This window comes from Mucilaginibacter rubeus, from assembly GCF_014643835.1.
GTDB classification, from domain to species: domain Bacteria; phylum Bacteroidota; class Bacteroidia; order Sphingobacteriales; family Sphingobacteriaceae; genus Mucilaginibacter; species Mucilaginibacter rubeus.
Genome location: NZ_BMKD01000002.1, coordinates 649,913 through 674,151, shown reverse-complemented (window position 1 = coordinate 674,151; position 24,239 = coordinate 649,913). Strand labels below are relative to the sequence as shown.

Genomic DNA, 24,239 nt, shown 5'->3' with positions numbered 1-24,239 from the left:
AAAACATCAGTTCAATCATTAAATTAAAAGGTCAACGAAATCAACGTAATCATCAATGATCAGCGGTCATATCTCCACATCTTCCAAAACCTTACCGTTCTCGCATTTGATAATACGCGATGGAAAAGCGCGGATAATGTGATAATCGTGCGTGGCTACCAGTACGGCAGTGCCCGATTGGCTGATTTGTTTGAGCAGGAGTACAATTTCTTCAGATGTTTCAGGGTCGAGGTTGCCTGTAGGTTCATCGGCCAGGATTATTTCCGGGTCATTAAGCAAGGCGCGTGCTATAACTACACGCTGCTGCTCGCCGCCTGAAAGTTCGTGAGGCATTTTCTTTAATTTTGACCGCAGGCCAACCTTTTCAAGTACATCAAGAGCTTTATCTGCAATCAGTTTTTTATCGTTCCAACCGGTGGCGCGCATTACAAAGTTGAGATTTTGCTCAATGGTACGATCGGTAAGCAACTGAAAATCCTGGAAAACTATACCCAGTTTACGGCGCAGGTAGGGAATGTCGCGGCTGGGCAGCTTGCTTAATTCATAGCCACAGGCATGACCGGTACCCGCTTTAATCCCCAAGTCGCCATAAATTACTTTCAGCAGGCTGCTTTTCCCTGATCCTGTCTGACCTATCAGCCACACAAAATCACCTTTATCAACATGTAAATTCACGTTTGAAAGTACCAGGTGAGCCTGTTGAAAAATATCAACGTTGTTTAGTTTTATTATAGAATTTCCAATCATTGTTTTATAACTCTAATTTTAAGATCTGTCCAAACGGCAGGTCTTTGATAATATTCATGATCTCGTCGGCCTTGTCGCCTAATCCAACCTTATCAAGCGATTTATCCGGTCTGTCAACCCTGAAATAAGCCAACAGCGTAAACTTATCATCACGTAGTTGTACATAATCGGGTATTTTGGCAACCCCTTTAACTTTTATGATATACATTTTTTTTAAGGTTAAAGCTGAAAGGCAAAAGGCAAAAGGTGCCTTTTGGGGTGAAAAAGGTAGTAACCTTTCGCCTTTTACCTTACTTTTTTATAATATACATTTTTTTAAGGTTAAAGCTGAAAGGCAAAAGGTGTCGTTCAAGTACAATAGGGTAGTAACCTTTCGCCTTTTACCTTTGTCCTTTCACCTTACTTCCCAAAGGTATTTATTTTATTTAAAGACTTGACAAAAATTCCATCGTATCCACGCCGTCGGCATAATCCCATAGTTTGGGTTGCTGGCTTTGTCCAAAACCTACCACCTGGCTTGTAACCTGCAGCGGTAGTTTGCTCACTATACACTGGATATTTTCGGCATTCTGATCAACGATATTTTCGGCCTCTGCCATGTCATGATAATAGTTAAAAAACAATACTGACAGCGGAGATGTCAGCCTGTCATCTTCTTTAACCATCAAAAAACCATTATCAAAATGTTTATCACCATTAACCAGGTAAATGGATTTATTATAATCGTAATTATTGTTGTATTTATGATGATTAATGATGGCTTTATGATCTTCTATCGATTCGAAAAAGAAAGTAAAGTCATACCCCTCCGGTACCAGTATTTTGGATACGTTACGACAGCCAAGGCCATAATAATCTAAAATATCATGTCCCAGGCTAAATAAGTCTGCAGCGCTTTCCTTGCCGCTTAAAACGGCAATACTGTTACGGTTTTTACGAATGATGTTAGGCACTTTGCCAAAGTAATAATCAAAATAACGTGAGCTGTTGTTGCTGCCTGTGGCTATGATGGCGTCAAAACCTTCCAGCCTGTCAACAAAGTTAAAGCTGCCGGCAAAAGCAGGATCAATAGCTACCAGTTTTTCCAATACAGCTTTGATGAGTCGTGCATCCTGTGATGAGGCTTTGATAAGCGCCTTGTTGCCGGAAGCAATAACACAAAGCACGTCATGAAACCCTACCAGCGGGATGTTGCCTGCCAGTATAAGCCCTACGTTTTTTGCAGGTTTGCCTGTTTCAAGCACATATTTCGAAAGCCATGTAGTTAGATCTTCCACGTTAAGCATGGCGCCTATGGCTGTAACGGCTTCTGAAACACTTGCCGGCGTAAACCAGGCATTATGATATTGTTCGTTTTCAATGAGTGCGCTTAATGCCGCATCGGGGGCCAGGAGTTGCCTGCCTAACTCCGAAAATGAATTTATTGAGTTTTTTGGATTAATTTTTGACATATATATGTTAAGGGATTAAACCCTTAAAGCCTTTTTTTGTTATATTTGTACGCTTGTAATTTGCAGGCAAAGTTAATTGAGATTATTAGATATTTAGAAATATGGCGATTAAAATCACCGACGAATGCATAAACTGCGGGGCCTGCGAACCGGAATGCCCTAATAATGCTATTTATGATGCAGGAGCGGCCTGGCGTTTCAGCGATGGGACTGGCCTTAGAGGGATAATTGATTTTGGCGATGGTAATACCCTGAATGCCGAAGAAACACAAGCTGCATTATCTGACGATATTTATTATATAGTACCCGATAAGTGTACCGAATGTGTAGGTTTCCATGATGAACCCCAGTGTGCTGCGGTTTGCCCTGTAGATTGTTGTGTTGATGACGAAGATATCCGCGAAAGCGAAGAAGAGTTGCTTGCCAAAAAAGAGTGGCTGCATATGAACGAATAGGACATTATTTTAGGGATATAAAAAGGGATATGCAATGCATGTCCCTTTTTAGTTAGCGATGATTCGGCGAGTGATAAATTAAGTATTAAGGATTGCCGGAAGATTTCTGTTGGGTTAAATATTTCAAAAATATTTTGTATTATCGTATAGCTTTTACCCCAAAAGTTACTGATACCAATTATTAAATAATATCATATTAAAATGTTAACCGCGTATAGATTAAAAAATACGTGCCAGATTTTTGTTTATTTGACATTACAGAACTATGGAGTACGGGATATGTAATCTTGCTGTAATCCCGCTAAGGGCCGAGCCCAGTGAGCGGAGTGAGCAGGTATCGCAATTGCTATTTGGCGAAGTGTTTGAAATTACTGAGTGGCAAAACAACTGGGTTAAGATCATTGCCGAGGCGGATGGGTATATCGGGTGGATAGGCCGCTTGCAATTTGCTATGCTTGGTCATGTAGCGTATAAAAATATCAGGAACCATCCCTCAAAGCTCACTTACCAGCCGGTTACGCAGGCATGGAAAATGAGCGACAATAGTGTTGTTTATTTGCCGGCGGGCAGCTCGCTTGCTTTTTTAGAAGGGACCTCATGCCGCATTGGCCATGAACGTTTTGAAATAATTGGTAAAATTGGTGAGCCTGAAGATATTGCTGCCACCGCTAAAGCATTTCTGAACTCTCCTTACTTGTGGGGCGGGCGAACGCATTTTGGTATTGATTGCTCGGGCTTTACACAAATGGTTTACAAACTTAAAGGCCTCAGAATTAAGCGGGATGCAAGCATGCAGGTGAAAGAAGGTATCAAGGTTGATTCGATAAAGGAAGCACGGTTAGGCGATCTGGCTTTTTTTGATAATTCCGAAGGCAGGGTAACTCACGTGGGTATTATACTTAATAATGAGCACATCATTCATGCATCGGGCAAGGTTAAAATTGATACTATTAACGAAGATGGTATATACTCACGGGAGCAAAAAAAATATACCCATAACCTGTGCGGCATAAGGCGTTTTTTTAATTAGCTCCATGCCTTATTTACCCCAATAATGTAAAGGCATACGGAAGGAAGATAGTTTAATTTGGTAAGACAAGTTTCCTGAAAAAAAGAAGGATGTCAACTAAATTTAATCTCCCATGAAATGATCTTTTTATCGTCACTTACCGAAAGGAGTTGGTCGGGAGTTCCCCATGCTAATTTATTGACAGATAACACATGGCCTGGATAGCCTTTTTCCCTGCTGATATTTTTGTAGAGTTTAAAATCGTCCGATCCCCAAATCTTGATACTTTTATCCATGCTGGCGGTAGCAAAATAGGGTAGGGTGGGATGGAATGCAATATGGTTCACCGCAAATAAATGGGCAGGAACATTTTTTATTTCATGATAACTGCTGCTATCCCAAATCTTTACCTGTGCATCTCTTGAGCCGGAAGCGATGTAACTCCCATCGGGACTGTAGACAAGCGCAAAAACAGCCATAGTATGGCCGTGAAGAGCTTTAATAATAGTATAATCTTCCAGGTCGTAAATGGCGATGTGATTATCCCGGCAACCGAATGCCACCTGTTTTTGATCCGGCGAAACGGCAATACAACGAACGGTGTCCCTGGATACTGTTATGCTGTGCACCATTTCAAGCGTTTTAAGGTTCCATACAGATACGGTGCCATCTTCCGATGCTATTAATAACTCATCTTTTTTAACTGATGATTTGATATCGAAGATAGCCTTGCGGTGGTGCCTTAAAGGTTTGAGCAATTTTTGCTGAATAAAATCAAACACCAGAACTTCGCCGCTGCGCAAACCCGCAAACATTAGCGGATATCCCTCCGGACAATGAATAGCATAAATAGATGCATTGACCGGGAACATCACTTTAATAAAAGTGAAATCATTCAAGCCCCATTCAACCAGTCCTTTATCATTTCCGCCCGTAAACAATATGCCCGGCTTTTGCGATAACTCAAGCGTGAATATTGGGTTGGCATGGCCTGTGAGCTCGGCTGTTTTTTGGATGGTGATCATTTCAGTTTGCAGTTGCCGGTTGGTAGTTTATAGTTTTGTATTTTGCAATATTAGTTAAAACTCTCCAACTGCCTGCTGCAAACTCAAAACTGCCAACTATTTACTTATGTCTTGATTCTAAATTTTTAGCGATAGTTTCCAGTGTTAAACCTTTTTCACGAAGCAGAACCAATAGATGGAAAACCAGGTCTGATGATTCATTGATCAGGTCGGTTTCTGTTTCGGCAAGGGCGGCGATAACAGTTTCAACTCCTTCTTCACCAACTTTCTGGGCTATTTTGTTAAGGCCTTTGTTGCGAAGTTTATTTACATATGATCCTTCAACCGGGTTAGTATATCTGTCGGCAATGATATTTTCCAGCTCCAGGATAAAATTTTGATTAAATTCGGTATTGAAGCAGCTGCGTGAGCCTGTATGACAGGTTGGGCCGTCGGCTTTCACTTTGATCAGCAGCGTATCATTATCGCAATCAATGCTGATGCTTTTTACATGCAGGAAGTTGCTGCTGGTTTCCCCCTTAGTCCATAAACGGTTTTTTGTACGGGAATAAAAAGTAACGATATTTTCCTGAACGGTTTTATCATAAGCTTCCTGGTTCATGTAACCCAGCATCAGTACCTCTAAAGTTTGCTCGTCCTGTATAATTACGGGGACAAGTCCGCCGGTTTTTTCAAAATCTATATTCATTCTTTTCTTTTAATTTCCTCCCTGGGGAGGGGTGTATTGGGAATGTGCAATGGCAGGGAGGGGGGTACATCTGTTGCTGAAACCCCTCCCTACACCCTCCAAGGGAGGGAATCGCGCAAGGCCGCCGCGTTGTCTCAAATCCTAACTTCTATTTTATTGCTTTGCAATATCCGCTTTAAATCCGGTATCAAAATCTCACCATAATGAAACACTGAAGCCGCCAGTGCTGCATCCACATTGGTTTTCTCAAATACATCAACAAAGTGTTCAACCTTGCCTGCACCGCCCGAGGCTATCACCGGGATATGCACGGCATCATTAACAGTTTTCAGCAAACCATTATCAAAGCCGCCTTTGGTGCCATCATGATCCATAGAAGTGAGCAGGATTTCGCCTGCACCACGGCTTTCAGCCTCCAGGATCCACTCCAGTGTTTGGCGCTCGGTTGGCAGCCTGCCACCATTCAGGTGTACTATATTTTTATCACCAATGCTACGGGTATCAACCGCTATTACTACAAACTGAACACCGAAGGCATTAGCAAGTTCATCTATCAGCTTAGGATTACGTACCGCGGCCGAATTGATGGAGATTTTATCGGCTCCGGCATTGAGCAGTGCATCGGCATCAGCAATTTCATTAATGCCGCCGCCAATGGTGAATGGGATATTGATCTGCCTGGCTACTGCTTTCACCAGTTCAACCATAGTTTTACGGCGTTCAACGGTTGCTGTAATATCCAGAAACACCAACTCGTCGGCTCCCTGGTTCGAGTAATTCCAGGCCAGCTCAACCGGGTCGCCGGCATCGCGCAAGTCAACAAAGTTTACACCTTTTACCGTACGACCGTCTTTAACGTCAAGACAGGGGATGATTCGCTTGGCTAACCCCCCCCGCCCCCTAAAGGGGGAGCTTTTGATTTGCGTATTTATATTTTCCAATACTTTTTCTAAATTATTAAGCACCTGGTCATTGGTAAAGCGCAATACTTTAAGTCCATCGGAAACCAAGTTGTTTTGTCTAACAATATCATTTTGAATTACATCAGGAAGATTATGAATACTTCCATCCAATTCAATGATTAATTTATGTTGGTGACAATAGAAATCAGCGATGTAAATTCCTAAAGGATGCTGCCTTCGAAATTTTACACCCAACCGTTTACCCTTTAATTGTTCCCAAAGTAACTCTTCGGCAACTGTCATTCTATAACGAAGTGCTTCTGCGTTTTGAAAGACTAATCGATCTGCTCCCAAAAACATTTTTCTTTTCATTATAAAACTATTGTTCCCCCTTTAGGGGGTTAGGGGGCGATTATATCGATATCAGCGCGTCCAAATTCCAGTGTTTCACGTTTTCAATGGTGATATGGCCCTCATATATGGCTTTGCCAACTACTACCGACTCAACTTTTAAGCGGTTAAGCTTTTCGATATCGCTCATAGAACTAACGCCGCCTGAGGCGATCAGTTTAATGAATGGAGAATGGTCAAGCAGTTTTTCGTATAGCTCAATGCCGGCACCGCCCAATTTACCGTCCTTATTAATGTCAGTACAAAGGAAACGGAAGAAACCTAAAGCCAGGCATTTATCAACGTAATCCATCAGTTTGATGGGGGAGCTTTCCATCCAGCCTGAGTATTTGATTACCTCGTCAAGTACGTCGATGGCTACTACCACCTGGTCGGAGCATTTGTCTTTGCCGCAGATCTCTTTGCTCAGATCTGGTAAAAAATCAGGGTTGGTAAGTGCCTGCGTGCCAACGATAACGCGGTGAACGCCTGCATCTATCAGCTCTTTTACTTTTTCGATGCTGCGTATACCACCGCCATACTGTACCTTCATATCAGTTTTACGGATCACGTCAAACAGGTACTGCTGATTGCTGAAATCATTTTTTGCGCCGTTAAGGTCGATAATGTGGATGAAGTTGGTGCCGTTGCTCTGGTAGCGTTCAATCATTTCTTCAAGGGTAACATCGTATTCGGTTACCTGTTTGTAGTCGCCTTCACGAAGACGGACAACCTTCTTGTTCAAAATGTCAATGGCAGGAATAATGTACATATCCTTTATATTTTTGAGAAATTAGTTAACAATGTTTCGCCAAACACGCCCGACTTTTCGGGGTGAAATTGTACGCCGTAAAAATTATCAAGCCAAATTGATGCCGAAAATTGATTTCCGTAATCGGAGGCTAATAAAGTGTATGCTTTATCATACTCAATAAAGTATGAATGTACAAAGTAAAAATGTGAACCTGACGGTATATTTTCAAATAGCGGGTTGTCCTTTTCAGGGTAAACCCTGTTCCAGCCCGTGTGCGGCACTTTATGATCGGCGCTATCTTTAAACCTTAAAGTTTTAACCGGTATGATATCCAACAGGTTAGAGTCGCCCTCTTCAGAGTAAGAGGTAAGCAATTGCATACCTACACAAATACCGAGGGTGGGCTTTTTTAACGCTTTGATGGAAGGTACAAGCCCGGTAGCTTTAAGCTTATTCATGGCTGCGCCCGCATGTCCGACACCGGGGATGATATAGCGGTCGTACTTGTCAAAATCCTCCTCGCTGTTTATAAAGCCATAGGGGATACCTAAGCGCTCTAAAGCGGCAGTTAGGGAAAATATGTTTCCGGCTCCGTATAGGATGATGCCGATACCCCCCCCGCCCCCTGAAGGGGGTGCCTCTGCGAGGCTTTTATCGGTTCCCGATGTATTGTTTTGATCTGGTGTTTCCATTTTGATTAGTTACTCCCCCTTTAGGAGGCTGGGGAGTTACAAAAGCCCTTTAGTGCTTGGTAAAACCATCTTATCTACATCACGTTTTACAGCCACTTTTATTGCCTTGGCAAAGGCTTTAAATATAGCTTCAATTTTGTGATGTTCGTTTTGTCCTTCTGCTTTTATATTCAGGTTGCTTTTTGAGGCATCGCTGAATGATTTGAAGAAGTGGTAGAACATTTCGGTAGGCACATCGCCTACTTTTTCGCGTTTAAAATCGGCTTCCCAAACAAGCCAGTTACGGCCGCCGAAATCAATAGCAGCTTGTGCAAGGCAATCGTCCATTGGCAAACAGAAACCGTAACGTTCAATTCCCATTTTGTTGCCCAAAGCAGCGGCAAATACTTCGCCTAAAGCAATGCCGGTATCTTCAATGGTATGATGCTCGTCGATATGCAGATCTCCTTTGGCTGTAATTTCCAGGTCAATACTACCATGACGGGCAATCTGATCCAGCATGTGGTCAAAAAAATGCAAACCGGTTGATATTTTGGCATCGCCCTTACCATCAAGGTTTATTTTGATATAGATATCGGTTTCCTTAGTGGCACGGCGATGTTCAAATACCCGCTGACCAAGTTTCAGAAACTCATAGATCTTTTGCCAGTCGGTAGTTTCAAGGGCGATAACGTCATCAATATGATCTGCTTCGCTAAACTCGTTGCCGCCAAGGTTGCTGTTGTTGTTAAGCCAGATAGCTTTTGCACCCAGGTTTTTTGCCAGCAGCACATCGTTTTTACGATCGCCGATGGTAAACGAATTTTTCAGGTCGTATTTATCCGCATCTAAGTATTGCGTTAACAGTGCAGTGCCCGGCTTACGGGTGGGGGCATTATCACGCGCAAAAGTACGGTCAATGATCTGGTTAGCAAATTTTACGCCTTCACCTTCAAAGGTTTGCAGGATGAAATTGTGGACAGGCCAAAATGTATCTTCAGGATAAACAGAAGTTCCTAAACCGTCCTGGTTGGTAACCATTACCAGTTCAAAATCAAGTTCTTTGGCTATTTTGGGCAGATAGGTTAACGCGCCCGGATAAAACTCCAGCTTGGAAAATGAATCAATTTGCTCATCAGCAGGCTCTTTGATCAGGGTGCCGTCGCGGTCGACAAATAATATTTTCTGTAAACTCATTCTTTATAATTAGTGAATTAGCGAATTATTGAGTTAGTGATTTTTTTATTTAAAGTTTTGAAGCGCTTCGAGTAAAATAGTGTTCTCATCTGGTGTGCCTACAGTGATGCGCAGACAGCCCTCGCAAAGCTCAACTTTTGAACGGTTGCGCACTATAATGCCCTGTTTTACCAGGTAGTCGTAAATACCGTTAGCATTGGTGGTTTTTACAAGGATAAAGTTGGCATCTGAAGGGTAAATATCTACCACAAACTCAAAATCTTTCAGTTGTAAAACCAACCTGTCGCGTTGTGTAAGGGTTTCTTTAATCCATTCATTAACCTGACCAACGTTTGCCAGGGCAGCCAATGCCAGCTGTTGTGAGGACTCGTTAACGTTATAAGGCGGCTTTACTTTGTTCATCACCTCAATGATTTCCTCGCTGGCGAAAGCCATACCAACACGTAAACCGGCCAGGCCCCAGGCTTTGGAAAGGGTTTGCATTACCACAAGGTTGGCACATTCGGTCAATTCCTGTATAAATGACTTTTGACGGCTGAAGTTGATGTAAGCCTCATCAACCACTACAATTCCGCTGAAGTTGGCCAGCAGGGTTTGAATATCATCGCGGTTGATAGAATTGCCAGTCGGGTTGTTGGGCGAGCAGATAAAGATGAGCTTGGTGTTTTTGTCGATAGCTTCGGCAATTCCCTCTAAATTTAGCTGATAATCTTCCGTAAGGTTTACTTTGCGGGCCTGGATATCGTTGATATTGGCCGATACCTCGTACATGCCATAAGTAGGCGGCACCAATATCACATTGTCAACACCCGGGTTACAAAAGCTGCGGAACAGGATATCGATAGCTTCATCACTGCCGTTGCCTACAAAAATATTGCGCGGCGGTACGCCTTTAATTTCGGTAATGCGTTTTTTTAAATCGTACTGTAAAGGATCAGGGTAGCGGTTAAACTGCTGATCTAAAGGAGAGCCAAAAGCATTTTCGTTGGCATCCAGGAAAACGCTTGCTTCACCCTGGTATTCATCGCGTGCCGATGAATAGGGTACAAGACGTTTTATATTTTCTCTGAGTATATTATTTATGTCGAACATTTTAATTGTAAGGCTTAAAATCCTTTGTGAATTTTCATAATTTTTTATTCTCTCCGTCAAAATAGATGGTGTCATTTTTTAAATATGGCGCTGAAAAATAGTTGGCATCATCTGTTTCGATATAATCATCAACCAAATAATAATTCGTGGTTTTCTTGGTAACCGGATCATATTTAGCAGCCGATATACTGTTATTACCTGTTGTATCTATTTTTTTTATTTGCCAGAAATAAATGTTGCCGTTTATTACAGATGGTGAAGAAAAATAGTCATTAAAGTCAGTTATAAACGCTGACAGATTTTGTTTTTTACCATTTACGACCATTATATAACTGCCCAAAGACCCACTGATTGATTTTTGAGATTTCTGTGTTTTCGAAGTATAATCTTCTCCCGGCCCTGTACCTGTTATTGTTAGATATAAATAGTTATCGTTGCCAATTTTCTCAATTCCGTAATATTTGTCAATAGTATCGGCAAGCTTTCCGTTTCTTGTTACAACGGCATAGCTGCCTCCCATAACAGTTGCATCAAAAATACCTGTGTCAATTACAATGTAGTCTTTATTAAGCTGATAAGGCTTAAACGAGGTAGTGGTATCTCGTTTAACTGTATCAGATATTAATTGTTTATGATTACCGTTGTGACAAGCAGTGAGTGCAAACAAACTCAAAAGGTATGCAAGCTTTTTCATGATCAACTATTGTTTCTGACACTCACAGCATTCCTGTGTGCATGTAAACCCTCCAATTCGGCCAAAACTTCAACTGTTGGACCGATGTTTTGGATCCCTTCGCGAGTGATATGCTGAAACGTGATCTTTTTCACAAACGAATCAACTGACACACCCGAATAAGCCCTTGCATAACTGCTGGTTGGCAGGGTATGGTTGGTTCCTGATGCATAGTCACCTGCGCTTTCTGGTGTTAAGTTTCCTAAAAATACTGAACCCGCATTGATGATGTCTCCGGTGATCTGTTCCCAACTGTCGGTTGCCAGGATCAGGTGCTCAGGAGCATATTGATTGCTGAAACTCATTGCTTCGTTCAGGTTATCAGTGATCACCACATATGAATTATCGATGGCCATTTTGGCTATCTCCCCACGGGGCAATACAGGCAGTTGTTTTTCAACTTCGGCAATGGCTTTTTCGGCAACATCAACGGAGGTACAAACCAATACAGCCTGGCTGTCGATGCCATGCTCGGCCTGGGCCAGCAGATCGGCTGCAATGTATGCCGGAATAGCCGTTTCATCTGCAATAACCAATACTTCCGACGGGCCCGCAGGCATATCAATTGCCGTTGTGGTGGTTGACTGGATAATGGTTTTAGCTTTGGTTACAAACTGGTTGCCGGGCCCGAAGATCTTATCTACCTTAGGGATGCTTGCAGTTCCGTAAGCCATTGCCGCCACAGCCTGCGAACCACCTGCCAGGTAGATCTTATCGATCCCCAGCATCAGCGCTACATAAGCTATAAAGGCATTTACCCTACCGTTTTTTTGCGGGGGTGAGCAAACTACTATTTCATGGCAACCGGCAATACATGCCGGGATTCCCAGCATCAAAAACGTACTTGGCAATACAGCAGAGCCACCGGGGATATACAAGCCTACTTTTTCAATCGGCCTTAATTCGCGCCAGCAGGTTACGCCGGGCATGGTTTCAACTTTGTCCTCGGTTTTTAGCTGCGTTTGGTGAAACTTGTAAATGTTGTTATACGCTGTTTCCAACGCTGCTTTCTGATCGGCAGATATGGCTTTGGCAATTTCTTCCAGTTCGGCTCTATCGAGGTAAAGCTTGTTCAGCTCCACCTTGTCAAACTTTAAAGCATAATCAAGCAGGGCCTTGTCGCCATGCTGCTGCACGTTGGCAATCACATCTTCAACAATAGTCCTGATCTCATTGGCCGGGTCAACATTACGCTGAACCAGCTTCTGGATATCGGATGCAGTAAGTTCTGAATAATTGTATGTCTTCATTCCAGTTTGCAGTTATCAGTTTGCAGTTTGCAACAATCAGCAATTTACCATAGTGCAAACTGCCAACAGCCACTGCCAACTACTATAAAATGATCTTCTCAATAGGCATTACTACAATGCCTTGCGCGCCGGCCTGTTTAAGCTGGCTTATACGGTTCCAAAAATCACGTTCGGGAATTACAGTGTGTACTGCTACCCAGCCATCTTCGGCCAATGGTACTACCGACGGGCTTTTTACGCCCGGCAATAAAGCAATAACGGCATCGAGGTTTTTTTTCTCAACGTTAAGTACCACGTATTTAGTTTCTTTAGCGCGTAAAACTGATTGAATACGCTGGATCAGTTCCTGCACAAGGTCGCTTTCGGCAATGGCCTTGCTGCCTATCAGTACCGCTTCAGATGACATTACATCGGCAAAAGGTTTCAGTCCGTTGCTTTTAAGGGTACCGCCTGTTGATACCAAATCGCAAATGGCGTCGCTAAGACCTAAGCCAGGTGATATTTCAACCGAACCGGAAATGGTGCGGATATCTGAAGTAATATTTTGTTGTTTTAAAAACTTGCCTAAAATGGCAGGGTAGGTGGTAGCAATTGCTTTGCCGTGTAAATCGGCCAGTGAGTTGATATCGCTGTTGTTGGGCACTGCTATCTTGAGCGAGCATTTACCAAAACCAAGGCGCTGCAGATAGCTTACTTCAACTTCGGTTTCCTGGATCACATTTTCGCCTACGATACCTAAATCGGCAATACCATCCTGTACATATTCAGGGATATCATCATCACGGAGGAAAAGGATCTCTAAAGGGAAATTGGATACCGGAGAGATAAGCGAGCTTTTGTAGTTTTCAAAGTTTAAGCCGCAATTTTTTAATAATTCAACAGATTTTTCGTTGAGCCTACCCGATTTTTGGATAGCTATTTTAAGTGTTTTCAAAAGATTGAATTTAAGAGACTATGATAAAAAAGAATATAAACGGAGGTTGTTATTTCGCGTAGAAACATACATATTAGCTGATCACCACATGGTGGTGATGCAGATGAAGATGATGTAGTGCGATACCGTTCATTTTTTATATAGTAAAACTATAGATTAGCGGTGCAAATATAGACAGATGTTTTTTAAATCAAAATTTAATGTGAAAAAGTATACGGGTGCGTGAAATTTTCAAGAAGTTTTATGTCCGATTGAACAAGCTTTTAGAATTTAATTTTGTTAACCTTTGCCGTTGTTGGTGACAATAGCAATCGCTGATTGCAATGAGAGGGGGTTAACAGGGTTAACATAAATTTGAATATTCGAAATTAAGTTACTAGCTGTCAATTACTTGATTTAGATAGGGGGTTACGGCAAAAGATTTGTTAAAATATTAAACTTGTGGTCAGCTTGTCATCGCTTTTGCCGTTGTTGGTGTTGTCACCTACAACTTTTACGCTATGCATAGCGGCCTTATAGGTTCATAAAAAGATACGGGAACAAGTTGTTGGTGACAACACCAACAATGGCGGGAGCGTGTCATCACCAATAACGGTGGGAACGGAATTCATGGTAATCCTAAAATCCTATAAATCATGGTTCAGACTTATATTCATAAATCGCCCCTTCTTCGCCAAAATCCTTGATCTTTTTAAGGTTTTTAACTTTTTGAATATCCTTCAGGTTGATCAGTTCAGGGTTCTCCAATACATTAAACCAAATAAGATAATAATGTTTCACCTTATAAAACTTATCGATATCCTTAGTAAAGAAACGGTGCGGCACCAGGTATGATGACATGCCCGAGAAAAAGTAAACGGCTTCATGCGCGTCGGTATAAATTTTGACGCCGGGTTTAAACAGGCTGTGGTCTGTCCCCCTTAAATAGGCTGCAAATTCCGAATCTATCCAGCTTTCGTCGGTATAGCCGGGGTTACCGTATTCGTCGGCTACCTGGTCGTTGTACCGGGCTTTATCTATCAAAAATTCGCTGGTGATAAAACCCAGCATCAGCATAATCATTACAGCACCGATAATGCGCCGGGTAGTGGTATTGTTTATTTTTTTCAGCAGGAGCAAAGCCCAACTGGTATATCCCCATAAAGCCGAAATGTACAATGGCGATAACAGGCGGTGATTGATCCGTTCATACCTTGAGAAAGTAGATGAGAGCACAATAAAAGCCCCGTAAACCAATGCGAAAGTAATGGCCAAATTTTCAAAGCTATCCAGCTTGCGGCGATAATAATTAAATGCCAGGGCAGCGATAAAGCCTAGGAAAATAATAATAGCTATAGGTGTAGCAGCCCAGTATTGATTGGGAGTGAGACCCATCCAGTCGCACATTACGGTGCCGAAGTAATACAGGTTTTTGCTAAACGGAGTGATAGATGGCTCCCGCGGACCGGTTGTTGTACCTGTCACAAAAGCATTGAATACGAGGTTACTTACCAATAGCGAGATACAAATTAGCCCGTAAACAATGATATGGGTAATCTTCTTTTTAAGGGGCAATACCCTGTCCAATAGCAAAAGTAAACCGCCTGTACCTACAATGGTAACAGCCGCGTACCTGGTTATGCAACTTATTGCTGCTATAACGGCTGCCACTATAAGTGCTTTAAGCGTGTGTTTTAAAAGGTATTCGCGGAAAGCAACCAAAAAAAACAGGATCTCAAGAATGAACAAGGTCTCCGACCATAAGTATGAATATACCTGTAACAACGGTGGACTGAGGATAATTGCCGCCAGCATCAGCCATTTATAAATTCTTGAGGCAGGTACAAAGTGTTCCATGATCCAGCCGCTGGTGAAAATGAGTGTGGCGAACATGATGCCATTCAACATTGCGCCAAACTTAACAGGATCTATCTGGGTGATAACTGAAATTATACCAAGATAAATAGGATAGAAAACCGGAAAGTCAACAATAGGTACATGGTTAAACGTTAGCAGGGTACCGTGCTCTTTAAAGTTCCTGGCCGCGCTGGTATACATGATACTATCCGGAGAAACTCCTACACCGCTATACCTGAAAAACAAGCTTAATATAAACCAGCCGATTAAGGCGGCTATTACAGCATCAAGGTTTTTTAAGTAGCGGCTTTTTTGCATAGGATAATATAAATATTTGTAAAAAGCAGGAGAGAAGAAAATGTTTTAGGGAAAGGGCTTTATTTTTATGTCATTGCGAGGAGGAACGACGAAGCAATCTCGTAGCCAAGCAGATCGGAAATGCATTGGCTACGAGATTGCCGCGCTACGCTCGCAATGACATATGTTTTTGCTTTTACAATATCAGATCCAGTACCGTACTAATCGGCTGGTCGCTGTCTATCAAAATACCTTTTACACCTGCAGCTGTACCTGCTTCAACATCGCGTTCACGGTCGCCTATAAAGTAAGATTTTGACGGATCAATGTTATATTTAGCTATGCCTTGCAGCAGGAGCCCCGGTTTTGGTTTGCGGCAATCGCAGTCGCCGGTAAAGTTGGGGTGATGCGGGCAGTAAAAAAAGTCGGTAAGTTCAACGCCGTGTTCATGATAAACCTGTTTCAGGTGAGCGTGCATTTTTGCCAGTTCCTCTTCGGTATACCAGCCTTTGGCCAAACCACCCTGGTTGGTAGCAACAAGCAGCATATAGCCGCGATCCTGCAGGGTTTTAAGGGCATCAAAGTTATCAAGTACATGGAAATCCTCAAAACGGCGAACGTAATCACCCATTTCCTGGTTTAACACACCATCACGATCTAAAAAAACAGCTTTAATTTTATCAGGCATCTATTTTAATTTTTTGGCGAAGGTACGTTTTTTAGTCCATAGTCGATGGTCTATAGACCATGGCTTATAGTTCATAGATCATGGTTGGTGGTTTAAGGAGCATGGGTAGTTTGCTTCGATTACTTAAATTGAAAACGGAGTTTGCGTTGGTTAATAGCGGATACCGGCTATGTTTCTGACCTGGATTAAACGGATTTTAGGATTTGCTCTTAATTCAGATATCATTAGCGATTGTATATGCAAAGAAACTAATCTCTAACCTCCAGCCACTAATCTCTGATCACAACCATTGATCTCAAAAAATAAAAACAGATATTTACGTAATATCGTTAACCATACTACATCTAAATAAAAATCAGGCCGGTTAAATTGCTGGCTAACAAACTTAAACTAAAAATGGATACATCACTTATTACTACCAGTACAGCCTTAGATGGCTACAGGGTTACCAGGCATTTAGGCGTTGTACGCGGCATTACGGTGCGCAGCCGCAGCGCCTTGGGCAATATTGCCGGCGGTTTTCAATCGCTGTTTGGCGGCAGGCTTTCAATTTATGTTGAACTGTGCGAAAACGCACGCGAAGAGGCTTACCAGCTTTTAATTCAGCACGCGCAGGCTATTGGTGCCAATGCCATTATTAACATGCGTTATGATGCCAACGAAGTAATGCAGGGCGTTACAGAAGTGCTTGCTTACGGTACCGCTGTCGTGGTTGAAAAGGTTTAATAAAAAAGGAAAAACCACCCTGGTATGATTTTAGGGTGGTTTTTCTGTTTTATAGAGTACTGCTTTACTTTATTTAAAATATGAAAGTGGGATGGTTTTCCACATGCCGTGGGCAAGGTGGCCTATCAACAGCTCATATATCAGGTAAACAGGCCAAAATATGTAATGGATAATAAGTAAAATAACACTGTGATTGTAATACCAGCTTATCATTAAACTATATAATCCTAAAACAAGATATAGTATACTGGTTTCGCGCTTTTCCATTTTCTTGACCTTTTATTTTTTAGCTAATTTATAAATTGCGTTTAAATTAACGGCAATTTTTCATGCTGTAAATTACTGTATAATCAGCTGTGCTGTTGGTTTGTTGCTTGCCGGTTTTGGGATCGTACCTGTAAGGCTTTTGGGCAAGCTGGTTACCCCTTAGCTGAAACTCTACGCTCAGCGTATCCGTGCGGCCTTCCTGCCCGTAAGTCCATAAGGCTTTAATAACATTGCCGTTTAAATTGCCCATCAGGCTGCCTTTACGGGCATCTTTTTCTTTAGGCAGCCAGTCCATATCGCCGGTAACTTTATTGCCGTTAATATGCAGGTTAACTTTTGTAGTATCCTGGCTGGCGGTACCTTCAGTTGTATAAAAGCAATACTCCATATTTACAGCCGGCGCGTCGGGTGCATTAGCCATGGCAGTGTCTTCCTTTTTTATTGCCGTGTCGGCATCATTTGTTGAATGATTGCCCGAGCAAGAGGCAACCGTTATTGTGATAAGGGAAACAAAGCCTAATTGAAATTTCATAACTGTGGTTAATTTTTTTGTTATGACAATTAAAATACTAAAAGGTTCAATCACTCCGGACTACCGCCACGAAATAGTTACAATGTAACGACTATATACTATTACGGGCCGGCAAGTTTAAGGGGTTGCATAATCCGATTAATTGTGATAGTAAAAGCCTTGTGCTGTTTAATTAACTGTCACAATGACTATATTTAGCCCGTAAACCAACCCAAAAAACCTCATGAAACGCAGAAACTTTGTTCAAAGCTCGGTACTGGCCGGGGCTTCACTTTTTACCACAGGTGTTTTAAAAGCCTCCGCGCTTACCGGTTGCGCTCAACCTACAGGAGAAGTAGCTGCTGTAGCCGGCGATAAACCTTTTAACCTTAACTATGGCATTCACGACGGCATGTTTAAAAGCCATGCAGGCGATGATTTTATCGACCAGATAAAATTTGCATACGATAAAGGTTTCCGCGCTATTGAGGATAACGGGATGAGCGGCCGGCCGGTTGAGCAGCAAAAAAAGATTGGCGAGATATTAGCAAAGCTGGGCATGGCAATGGGCGTTTTTGTGCAGCCAGGCTTGGGCAACGATAGTAACATGCTGGCAACCGGCAATGCCGACCAGGTTGAAAAGTTCATCGCCTCCTGCAAGCAGGCGGTTGAGGTAGCCAAACGCATAGGCAGCAAACTGGTTACCGTGGTCCCCGGCGATTTTGCGCGGAAACTTCCTATCGGTGTGCAAACAGGCAATGTTATTGAAGCCATAAAAAAGGGAACTGCTATACTGGAGCCGCACGGCATTATCATGGTTTTGGAGCCGCTAAGCGATAATCCGGATCTGTTCCTGCGTACACCCGACCAGGCCTATGCTATCTGTAAGGCTGTGGGAAGTCCGTCATGTAAGATCCTGTATGATATGTATCACGTCCAGCGTAACCAGGGTAATATTATCCCGACACTTGATTTGGTTTACGATGAGATAGGCTATTACCAGATAGGAGATAACCCCGGCCGTAAAGAACCGGGAACCGGTGAGGTTAATTATAAAAACATATTCAAACACATTTATAATAAAGGCTATAAAGGCGTAATGGGTATGGAACATGGCACAGCCGGAACAGGAAAAGAAGGTGAGCTTGCATTAATTAAAGCATATCGCGAGGCGGACAGTTTTATTTAAAATGCCGCTAACGCAGCCGGTTATTAACATTATTTATGCTTAGTCCCAACTTTAATCCGTTTCCTGTTTTGGTAACTGAGCGCCTTATATTAAGGCGTTTTACCCGTGATGACGCTGCCGATTTGTTTGAAATGAGATCGAACGAAACCGTGATGCAGTACATTCACCGGCCAATCAACAAAACCATTGATGACGCTGTTGCACTGATAGACGTGATAGAAGACCTGCTTGGCAAAAATGATGGTATTACCTGGTGTATCTGCCTGAAAAACAATAATAAATATATTGGGAGCATAGGTTTTTGGCGGATAGAGAAAGACAGTCACCGTGCCGAGATCGGGTACCTTTTAAACCCGGTATACCAGGGTCAGGGGCTCATGCAGGAGGCAATAACAGCCGCTATCGACTATGGTTTTAATGTGATGAAACTGCATTCTATAGGAGCTTATGTAAGTCCGGCGAATTTCGCTTCAATTAAATTATTGCTCAAAAATAAGTTTGTGCAGGAGGCTTATTTTAAGGAAGATCATTTGTATAACGGTCGTTTTGAGGATACGATGGTATATTCGTTATTAACACAAACTTAAATCTGTTAACAAATTATTTATCCCAGCTATTTTTAATTAAAAAAAAATGATGCATGTTTACGCATAGAAACCAATTATACCTGTGCTGAAAACAATTCAGTTTAAATGGGGTTAACATTAAAAAACAAAAGAAACTTATCATGGCAACAGAAAAAGGAAGTGGCATCACCGCTTATTCAGTGAAAACAAAAACTAAAAATGTACCAATGATCAATCCCGTTATCGACGTAAAATCGGGCAGATACATTGCAACAGGAACTGACAGTGAAGGTAACAAAATGGCTGCCATCATGGGCAAAGCAACTGCCGAAGAGCATATCAAAAATGGTAATGCTAAAAAAGGCTCTGGCTGGTAAATAAAACTAAACATAAAAATGCCCTGTATTTGTTGAAAATGCAGGGCGCTTTTGTTTAGTAACCATTTGAAATTTTTTATTTATCCGAAGGATTCTTCTTTTTATTCTGCAGCATTTCCACCATTTTAGTTAAGCGGTCCTGGCGGGTTTTTTCCTGTTTGGCTGTAAGGATCCAAAGTACATACTCCTTTTTATGGCTGTAAGCCAGCGATTGAAAGTAGTCAAGCGTTGCCGGATGTTGCTCCAATGTTTCTTTTACGTAATCAGGGAGGGTTACTATTTTATTATCCACGTCAATATAATCGCCGTACTCATTATTTCGTACAGCCTCATTTCGTCCTTCAGAAACTTTTACAGCTTCAACCGGCCGAAAGCGCAATGCAGTCCATACTTCGTTAACAGCAGCTGATGCTACAGGCCGTAAGCCATACAGAGCAGGGGCGTCCCAACTGCTCATCATTTCCAGATCTGTTTGGATACTTGAACTTTTTTTAGGGTAGATGATCCAGAAAACAGTATCGTCTTTAAGTAAGGGGGTGATTACCTTAAGTTCGGATGTCAGTTCTGTACTGTTGGTCACAAATAGCTGGATACCGTTAAATTCGCCTTCGGTGTTAAATACAAGGCTGGCATTATCCGGCAGGGGAGACAAGCTATCCTGGTAACCTGCGGGCGCATTTTGCAACAACCAGCGTGAATTTGGTTTGATCTGCAGTTTTTTAGCAAGGGCATTCATTGTAAACGTTTTATAATGGATAAAGCTAATGTAAGCAATAAATTAAAATTGAATGACAAGCCCAAACCCTGCTGCATGGTATTTTTAATAGCTTTGCCTTGATGGAACATGTACTTGACAACCCGGCCTGGAACGCCCTTAGCACCGGTAATAAAGCTTTTGCGGGCGGTAATGATATAGCTAAATATTTCCCGAAGGAGGTTTCGCCTTTTGTTGCTATTCCCGAAATATCTGCGGAAAATTTCAACCTGCTTTACGATACCATTCCTTTTGAAAGCCACTTTATATTTATTGCACCACATGATGTTGTAATCCCGGAGCAGTGGAACATAGTACACTATCTGAAGTGTCTGCAGATGGTTTTTGAGGGAGAGGTGCCTGCTGGTTTTGCTGATGACGATCTGTTGCCGCTTACAGAGCAACATGTACACCAAATGATTGAACTTACTCAACTAACCAATCCTGGCCCCTTTATAGAGCGAACTATTGAGTTTGGACATTATCACGGCATATTTGATAGAGATAAGTTGGTTGCTATGGCCGGCCAGCGCTTAAACCCTGCACCCTATGCCGAGATCAGCGCAGTTTGTACACACCCCGATTATCTGGGGCGTGGTTATGCAGGCAAATTATTGTTAAACCAGGCTAAGCGGATCAAAGCAGCTTCTGAAATTCCATTTCTGCATGTGAAAAGTGAAAATGAAAGGGCTATTAAAGTGTATGAAAAGCTCGGTTTTGTAACGAGGAAGGAAATGTCGTTTTATGTGTTGAGGAAGTAACCCCCTCTAAATCTCCCCCGAGGGGGGAGACTTTAAGAAGCAATTTTTTAAGCCCTCTCCTTTGGAGAGGGTTTGGGTGAGGTTCTATATCGCCATCTTAGCAAAAAAATCCCAAAGCACGATGCCTGCCGATACTACAATATTAAACGAATGCTTAGTGCCAAACTGGGGGATCTCAATACAGGCGTCAATCGCTTGCATTACTTCATCACTTACACCGTTTACTTCGTTACCAAAAATCAGGGCGTATTTGCCATCTTCAGCGGGTTTAAACTCGTGAAGCATGGTGCTGTTTTCGGCTTGTTCAATGGCTATGATTTGGTAGCCATCGTTACGTAATTGTTCAACAGCCTGCAAAGGAGTTTCGTAATAAGTCCAGTTTACTGATTGGGTTGCGCCAAGGGCTGTTTTTTCAATTTCGCGGTGAGGGGGCTGGGCTGTAATACCGCAAAGGCAAATCTGTTCAACCGCAAAACCGTCAGAGGTGCGGAAAATAGAGCCAATATTGTGCATACTCCGCACGTTATCCAGCACCACGGCTACCGGCAATTTATCCTGTGCTTTAAATTCATCAACCGTAGCCCGGTTCAGCTCATCCAATTTTAATTTGCGCATACTCTTTAGTTCATGGTTCATAGACCGTAGTTCATAGCCAATATGTGTTTAATAACAGGCTATGAACCATGAACTATCAACTATGAACCAAATGCAAAAATACAAAAAAGCCGTTAGTTAAGCACTGAAGCCAATACACCTACACCGTCGCCGATAAGCGAGCTGTAAACAGATGGGGCATATCCTATTTTTTGCGTGTAATATTCGGTTATTTCTTTGCTGAAATTATCGTACGCATCACCTTTTACCAGGGCAATGGCACAACCGCCAAAACCTGCACCCGTCATACGGGCACCCGCAACATCAGGGTTGGTTTTGCTATATTCGGCAACGGCATCCAGTTCAACACCGCTTACTTCGTATAAATCGCGCAGGGAATCATGTGAGGCGTACATCAGCCTGCCAAACTCGGTCAGGTTGTTATCTGCAAGGGCTGTTGCGGCCAGTTTTACACGGTCGTTCTCTTCAATTACGTGTTTGGCGCGTTTCAACACAACCGGATCGGTTATCAGGTGTTTGTATTGCTCAAAAGTAGTGCTATTGATCTCGCAAAGATATTTAATGTCCAGTTGCTGTTGCAAGGCCATTAGGGCTGCCTGGCACTCCTCTACGCGTTCGTTATATTTTGATTCGGCCAGTTTGCGGGGTTTATTTGTGTTGATAATGGCAAGTACATAATCGCCAAGATTACTGTCAACCGCCTGGTAATCCAGGGTATCGCAGTTAAGCATCAGGGCTTTGTTCTTTTCGCCAAAGGCAACTGCAAACTGGTCCATAATACCGCAGTTAACACCTATAAAGTTGTTTTCTACATCTTTTGACAGTTTAACCAGGTCGAGCTTGCTATAGCCGCTGTTAAACAAGTCGTTAAGTGCATAGGAGGTAACCACCTCGATAGAAGCTGATGATGACAAACCCGAGCCAATTGGGATATCGCCATAAAATAACATATCCAGGCCTTTTAACGGGTGACCATCCTTAATAAAGCGGTCAATAACACCAATAGGAAAGTTAAACCAGTTTTCGCCGGTTTTTTCATAACTGATTTGCAACGGAATATCTTTTTGCTCACTAAAATTTAAACTCCTGAAGCGGAAAACGCCATCCTCATTAGGGGAGGTTAGTAAATAAGTACCAAAAGTAATGGCGCATGGCATAACCAAACCACCGTTATAATCAATATGTTCGCCAATAAGGTTTACACGACCGGGCGAAAAGTACGCGTTGTCTGCTTCTTTGTTAAAGATCTTAATAAATTCCTGGTGCAAATTATTCTTCATTATTCAGGTTGGTTTTTCGGGAAACAAATATTGTAAAAATTGTCAACTTTACAGTTATAAATTTAATTTAATTTTTAATTTATTTTAATGGGATAGTTTTGCAGATATTCGGACCTGATAAAAGCATGCATGCGCAAAAACTGCATGCATGTTATTTAAATACCAATTAAAATAGATACCCATGAAACAATACCTCGTTACCGCCTACGATTATACCGATGCCGAAGCATTTGAACGTCGGTTAGGTGCCCGCCCTCATCATCTTGATGGTGCCAGGGCTTTAAAAGCCAATGGTAATTTTGTGTTAGGAGGAGCTATGCTGAACGAAGAAGGCAAGATGATAGGCTCAACCATGATAGTACAGTTTGAAACCGACGAAGAGATGGAAGTCTGGAAACAAAATGATCCGTATGTTACTCAAAAAGTATGGGAAAGCGTTGATGTAAAGCCCTTTAAAGCGGCCGACGTTTAAGGCGGTTTGCAGTCATTAGTGTGCAGTTTGCAGTGACAAAAAACTCCGCTGTTCGAAGCCAGAGACTTCGGACAGCGAATCACAGAACGTCAAACAGATTTTCACTGCAAAAAGCTAACTCAAAACTTGCCTACTGCCTATTGCTCCGCCCATCTGCTCATTTGCCAGTATCCCTGATCATCTTTAGTATAAAAAGCAGTATAACCTTTGCCCTGCATCGTAAAATTAAAATCAAACTCATTTATCGAACTGTCATCGGGCAAAAAATTGGCGACTACATTATCAGCTACCGCGGTTATCATAGCACTGAAGTCATCCTGTACCTGTTCCTTAGCCTGGGTACTCGCCATAAAATCATTAAAAGTTTCAAACTCGTAAGCTTCGTTACTTTGTTTCCTTGCTGCGTTAAAAGCCGCTTCGGCCCATTGTTGTTTGTAGGCTTCCATAGCGTTGAGCAGGTCTTCGGCTGATATTTCCGGCAGGCCATCCTTGCCTGTAGTGTTATAGTTGTTTAGTATTTCTTCTTTACTTTTCATTTAGGATTGATGTTTCATAATAGCTGCCGGTGTTCATTCCTTTCAATTTGATTCAAAATTAAAAGG

At 42.3% G+C, this 24,239-nt stretch carries 29 protein-coding genes and 1 pseudogene; 8 read left to right on the top strand and 22 right to left on the bottom strand.

The genetic code is table 11. The annotated features are described in order from the left end of the window. Positions 1-66: 66 nt before the first annotated feature. The 3 genes from IEX80_RS09315 to IEX80_RS09305 all read right to left on the bottom strand — a co-directional run bounded on the left by IEX80_RS09315 (position 67) and on the right by IEX80_RS09305 (position 2,198). Positions 67-747: a cell division ATP-binding protein FtsE gene (locus tag IEX80_RS09315; protein ID WP_090526556.1), complete on the bottom strand. Its 681-nt coding sequence runs from the start codon at positions 745-747 to the stop codon at positions 67-69. 4 nt (positions 748-751) lie between these two features. Then, positions 752-955 carry a fructose-6-phosphate aldolase gene (locus tag IEX80_RS09310; RefSeq protein ID WP_090526558.1) on the bottom strand — a complete coding sequence of 68 codons (204 nt, stop codon included), beginning with the start codon at positions 953-955 and terminating at the stop codon, positions 752-754. A 217-nt stretch (positions 956-1,172) separates the two neighbouring features. Further along, a complete protein-coding gene (locus IEX80_RS09305) occupies positions 1,173-2,198 on the bottom strand; it encodes an aldehyde dehydrogenase family protein (RefSeq protein ID WP_188832722.1) in 1,026 nt (341 codons plus the stop codon). Between the two features lie 101 nt (positions 2,199-2,299). On the opposite strand from IEX80_RS09305, the gene IEX80_RS09300 reads away from it, so the two are divergent. Together IEX80_RS09300 and IEX80_RS09295 are read left to right on the top strand one after the other, a co-directional pair. Beyond that, positions 2,300-2,653, top strand: a complete 354-nt coding sequence (locus tag IEX80_RS09300; RefSeq protein WP_090526563.1) for a 4Fe-4S dicluster domain-containing protein — start codon at positions 2,300-2,302, stop codon at positions 2,651-2,653. Positions 2,654-2,918: 265 nt separating this feature from the next. Then, positions 2,919-3,683 carry a C40 family peptidase gene (locus IEX80_RS09295; protein WP_188832721.1) on the top strand — a complete coding sequence of 255 codons (765 nt, stop codon included), beginning with the start codon at positions 2,919-2,921 and terminating at the stop codon, positions 3,681-3,683. Positions 3,684-3,775: 92 nt separating this feature from the next. Here IEX80_RS09295 and IEX80_RS09290 read toward each other — a convergent pair whose 3' ends face one another. The 13 genes and pseudogenes from IEX80_RS09290 to IEX80_RS09235 all read right to left on the bottom strand — a co-directional run bounded on the left by IEX80_RS09290 (position 3,776) and on the right by IEX80_RS09235 (position 16,119). Then, on the bottom strand, positions 3,776-4,687 hold the full coding sequence (locus IEX80_RS09290; RefSeq protein ID WP_176627626.1) for a WD40 repeat domain-containing protein: 912 nt from the start codon (positions 4,685-4,687) through the stop codon (positions 3,776-3,778). A gap of 100 nt (positions 4,688-4,787) precedes the next feature. After that, positions 4,788-5,375: a bifunctional phosphoribosyl-AMP cyclohydrolase/phosphoribosyl-ATP diphosphatase HisIE gene (gene hisIE / locus IEX80_RS09285; RefSeq protein ID WP_091162321.1), complete on the bottom strand. Its 588-nt coding sequence runs from the start codon at positions 5,373-5,375 to the stop codon at positions 4,788-4,790. Positions 5,376-5,509: 134 nt separating this feature from the next. Continuing rightward, complete coding sequence (gene hisF / locus IEX80_RS09280; RefSeq protein ID WP_229701594.1) at positions 5,510-6,295, bottom strand: imidazole glycerol phosphate synthase subunit HisF; 786 nt, start codon at positions 6,293-6,295, stop codon at positions 5,510-5,512. A 9-nt stretch (positions 6,296-6,304) separates the two neighbouring features. Next, positions 6,305-6,637: pseudogene (locus IEX80_RS27780) on the bottom strand (endonuclease domain-containing protein); the annotation flags it as partial. Between the two features lie 52 nt (positions 6,638-6,689). Continuing rightward, complete coding sequence (locus IEX80_RS09275; protein ID WP_090526572.1) at positions 6,690-7,439, bottom strand: 1-(5-phosphoribosyl)-5-[(5-phosphoribosylamino)methylideneamino]imidazole-4-carboxamide isomerase; 750 nt, start codon at positions 7,437-7,439, stop codon at positions 6,690-6,692. A 5-nt stretch (positions 7,440-7,444) separates the two neighbouring features. After that, positions 7,445-8,113, bottom strand: coding sequence for an imidazole glycerol phosphate synthase subunit HisH (gene hisH / locus IEX80_RS09270; protein ID WP_090526574.1), 669 nt, complete (start codon positions 8,111-8,113; stop codon positions 7,445-7,447). A 36-nt stretch (positions 8,114-8,149) separates the two neighbouring features. Beyond that, entirely contained in the window at positions 8,150-9,289 is a 1,140-nt protein-coding gene (hisB, locus tag IEX80_RS09265; protein ID WP_090526576.1) for a bifunctional histidinol-phosphatase/imidazoleglycerol-phosphate dehydratase HisB, read from the bottom strand. Positions 9,290-9,334: 45 nt separating this feature from the next. Further along, positions 9,335-10,381 carry a histidinol-phosphate transaminase gene (gene hisC / locus IEX80_RS09260; protein WP_090526578.1) on the bottom strand — a complete coding sequence of 349 codons (1,047 nt, stop codon included), beginning with the start codon at positions 10,379-10,381 and terminating at the stop codon, positions 9,335-9,337. A gap of 34 nt (positions 10,382-10,415) precedes the next feature. Then, a complete protein-coding gene (locus tag IEX80_RS09255) occupies positions 10,416-11,075 on the bottom strand; it encodes a hypothetical protein (RefSeq protein WP_188832720.1) in 660 nt (219 codons plus the stop codon). 2 nt (positions 11,076-11,077) lie between these two features. After that, positions 11,078-12,364: a histidinol dehydrogenase gene (hisD, locus tag IEX80_RS09250; RefSeq protein ID WP_090526582.1), complete on the bottom strand. Its 1,287-nt coding sequence runs from the start codon at positions 12,362-12,364 to the stop codon at positions 11,078-11,080. An 82-nt stretch (positions 12,365-12,446) separates the two neighbouring features. Continuing rightward, the gene (gene hisG, locus IEX80_RS09245) at positions 12,447-13,298 is read right to left on the bottom strand and encodes an ATP phosphoribosyltransferase (RefSeq protein ID WP_090526584.1); all 852 of its coding nucleotides are present in this window, start codon (positions 13,296-13,298) and stop codon (positions 12,447-12,449) included. Between the two features lie 633 nt (positions 13,299-13,931). Continuing rightward, on the bottom strand, positions 13,932-15,452 hold the full coding sequence (locus IEX80_RS09240; protein ID WP_188832719.1) for a hypothetical protein: 1,521 nt from the start codon (positions 15,450-15,452) through the stop codon (positions 13,932-13,934). 175 nt (positions 15,453-15,627) lie between these two features. Beyond that, on the bottom strand, positions 15,628-16,119 hold the full coding sequence (locus tag IEX80_RS09235; RefSeq protein ID WP_090526588.1) for a D-glycero-alpha-D-manno-heptose-1,7-bisphosphate 7-phosphatase: 492 nt from the start codon (positions 16,117-16,119) through the stop codon (positions 15,628-15,630). 396 nt (positions 16,120-16,515) lie between these two features. Here IEX80_RS09235 and IEX80_RS09230 point away from each other — a divergent pair, with 396 nt between their 5' ends. Further along, entirely contained in the window at positions 16,516-16,845 is a 330-nt protein-coding gene (locus IEX80_RS09230; RefSeq protein WP_090526590.1) for a YbjQ family protein, read from the top strand. A gap of 69 nt (positions 16,846-16,914) precedes the next feature. On the opposite strand, the gene IEX80_RS09225 is transcribed toward IEX80_RS09230, so the two are convergent. Both IEX80_RS09225 and IEX80_RS09220 read right to left on the bottom strand, forming a co-directional pair. Beyond that, the gene (locus IEX80_RS09225) at positions 16,915-17,112 is read right to left on the bottom strand and encodes a hypothetical protein (protein ID WP_090526592.1); all 198 of its coding nucleotides are present in this window, start codon (positions 17,110-17,112) and stop codon (positions 16,915-16,917) included. Between the two features lie 46 nt (positions 17,113-17,158). Next, positions 17,159-17,644 (bottom strand): hypothetical protein, encoded by a 486-nt coding sequence (locus tag IEX80_RS09220; protein WP_090526595.1) that lies wholly within the window; start codon positions 17,642-17,644, stop codon positions 17,159-17,161. A 223-nt stretch (positions 17,645-17,867) separates the two neighbouring features. On the opposite strand from IEX80_RS09220, the gene IEX80_RS09215 reads away from it, so the two are divergent. The 3 genes from IEX80_RS09215 (at position 17,868) to IEX80_RS09205 (ending at position 19,755) form a co-directional block, all read left to right on the top strand. Then, a complete protein-coding gene (locus tag IEX80_RS09215; protein ID WP_090527600.1) occupies positions 17,868-18,812 on the top strand; it encodes a hydroxypyruvate isomerase family protein in 945 nt (314 codons plus the stop codon). A 35-nt stretch (positions 18,813-18,847) separates the two neighbouring features. Continuing rightward, positions 18,848-19,399, top strand: coding sequence for a GNAT family N-acetyltransferase (locus IEX80_RS09210; protein WP_090526597.1), 552 nt, complete (start codon positions 18,848-18,850; stop codon positions 19,397-19,399). Positions 19,400-19,539: 140 nt separating this feature from the next. Further along, on the top strand, positions 19,540-19,755 hold the full coding sequence (locus IEX80_RS09205) for a hypothetical protein (protein ID WP_090526601.1): 216 nt from the start codon (positions 19,540-19,542) through the stop codon (positions 19,753-19,755). Positions 19,756-19,831: 76 nt separating this feature from the next. Here the strand turns inward: IEX80_RS09205 and IEX80_RS09200 are convergent, their stop codons facing one another. Then, positions 19,832-20,491 (bottom strand): YdeI/OmpD-associated family protein, encoded by a 660-nt coding sequence (locus IEX80_RS09200; RefSeq protein WP_188832718.1) that lies wholly within the window; start codon positions 20,489-20,491, stop codon positions 19,832-19,834. A gap of 101 nt (positions 20,492-20,592) precedes the next feature. Here IEX80_RS09200 and IEX80_RS09195 point away from each other — a divergent pair, with 101 nt between their 5' ends. Next, positions 20,593-21,270 carry a GNAT family N-acetyltransferase gene (locus tag IEX80_RS09195; protein ID WP_188832717.1) on the top strand — a complete coding sequence of 226 codons (678 nt, stop codon included), beginning with the start codon at positions 20,593-20,595 and terminating at the stop codon, positions 21,268-21,270. 84 nt (positions 21,271-21,354) lie between these two features. Here the strand turns inward: IEX80_RS09195 and IEX80_RS09190 are convergent, their stop codons facing one another. Further along, on the bottom strand, positions 21,355-21,885 hold the full coding sequence (locus IEX80_RS09190) for an RNA methyltransferase (RefSeq protein WP_091162906.1): 531 nt from the start codon (positions 21,883-21,885) through the stop codon (positions 21,355-21,357). A 113-nt stretch (positions 21,886-21,998) separates the two neighbouring features. After that, positions 21,999-23,165, bottom strand: a complete 1,167-nt coding sequence (locus IEX80_RS09185) for a galactokinase (protein WP_188832716.1) — start codon at positions 23,163-23,165, stop codon at positions 21,999-22,001. A 181-nt stretch (positions 23,166-23,346) separates the two neighbouring features. Here IEX80_RS09185 and IEX80_RS09180 point away from each other — a divergent pair, with 181 nt between their 5' ends. Further along, the gene (locus tag IEX80_RS09180) at positions 23,347-23,637 is read left to right on the top strand and encodes a YciI family protein (protein WP_188832715.1); all 291 of its coding nucleotides are present in this window, start codon (positions 23,347-23,349) and stop codon (positions 23,635-23,637) included. Positions 23,638-23,774: 137 nt separating this feature from the next. On the opposite strand, the gene IEX80_RS09175 is transcribed toward IEX80_RS09180, so the two are convergent. Beyond that, positions 23,775-24,173, bottom strand: coding sequence for a hypothetical protein (locus IEX80_RS09175; protein WP_188832714.1), 399 nt, complete (start codon positions 24,171-24,173; stop codon positions 23,775-23,777). Positions 24,174-24,239 lie beyond the last annotated feature (66 nt).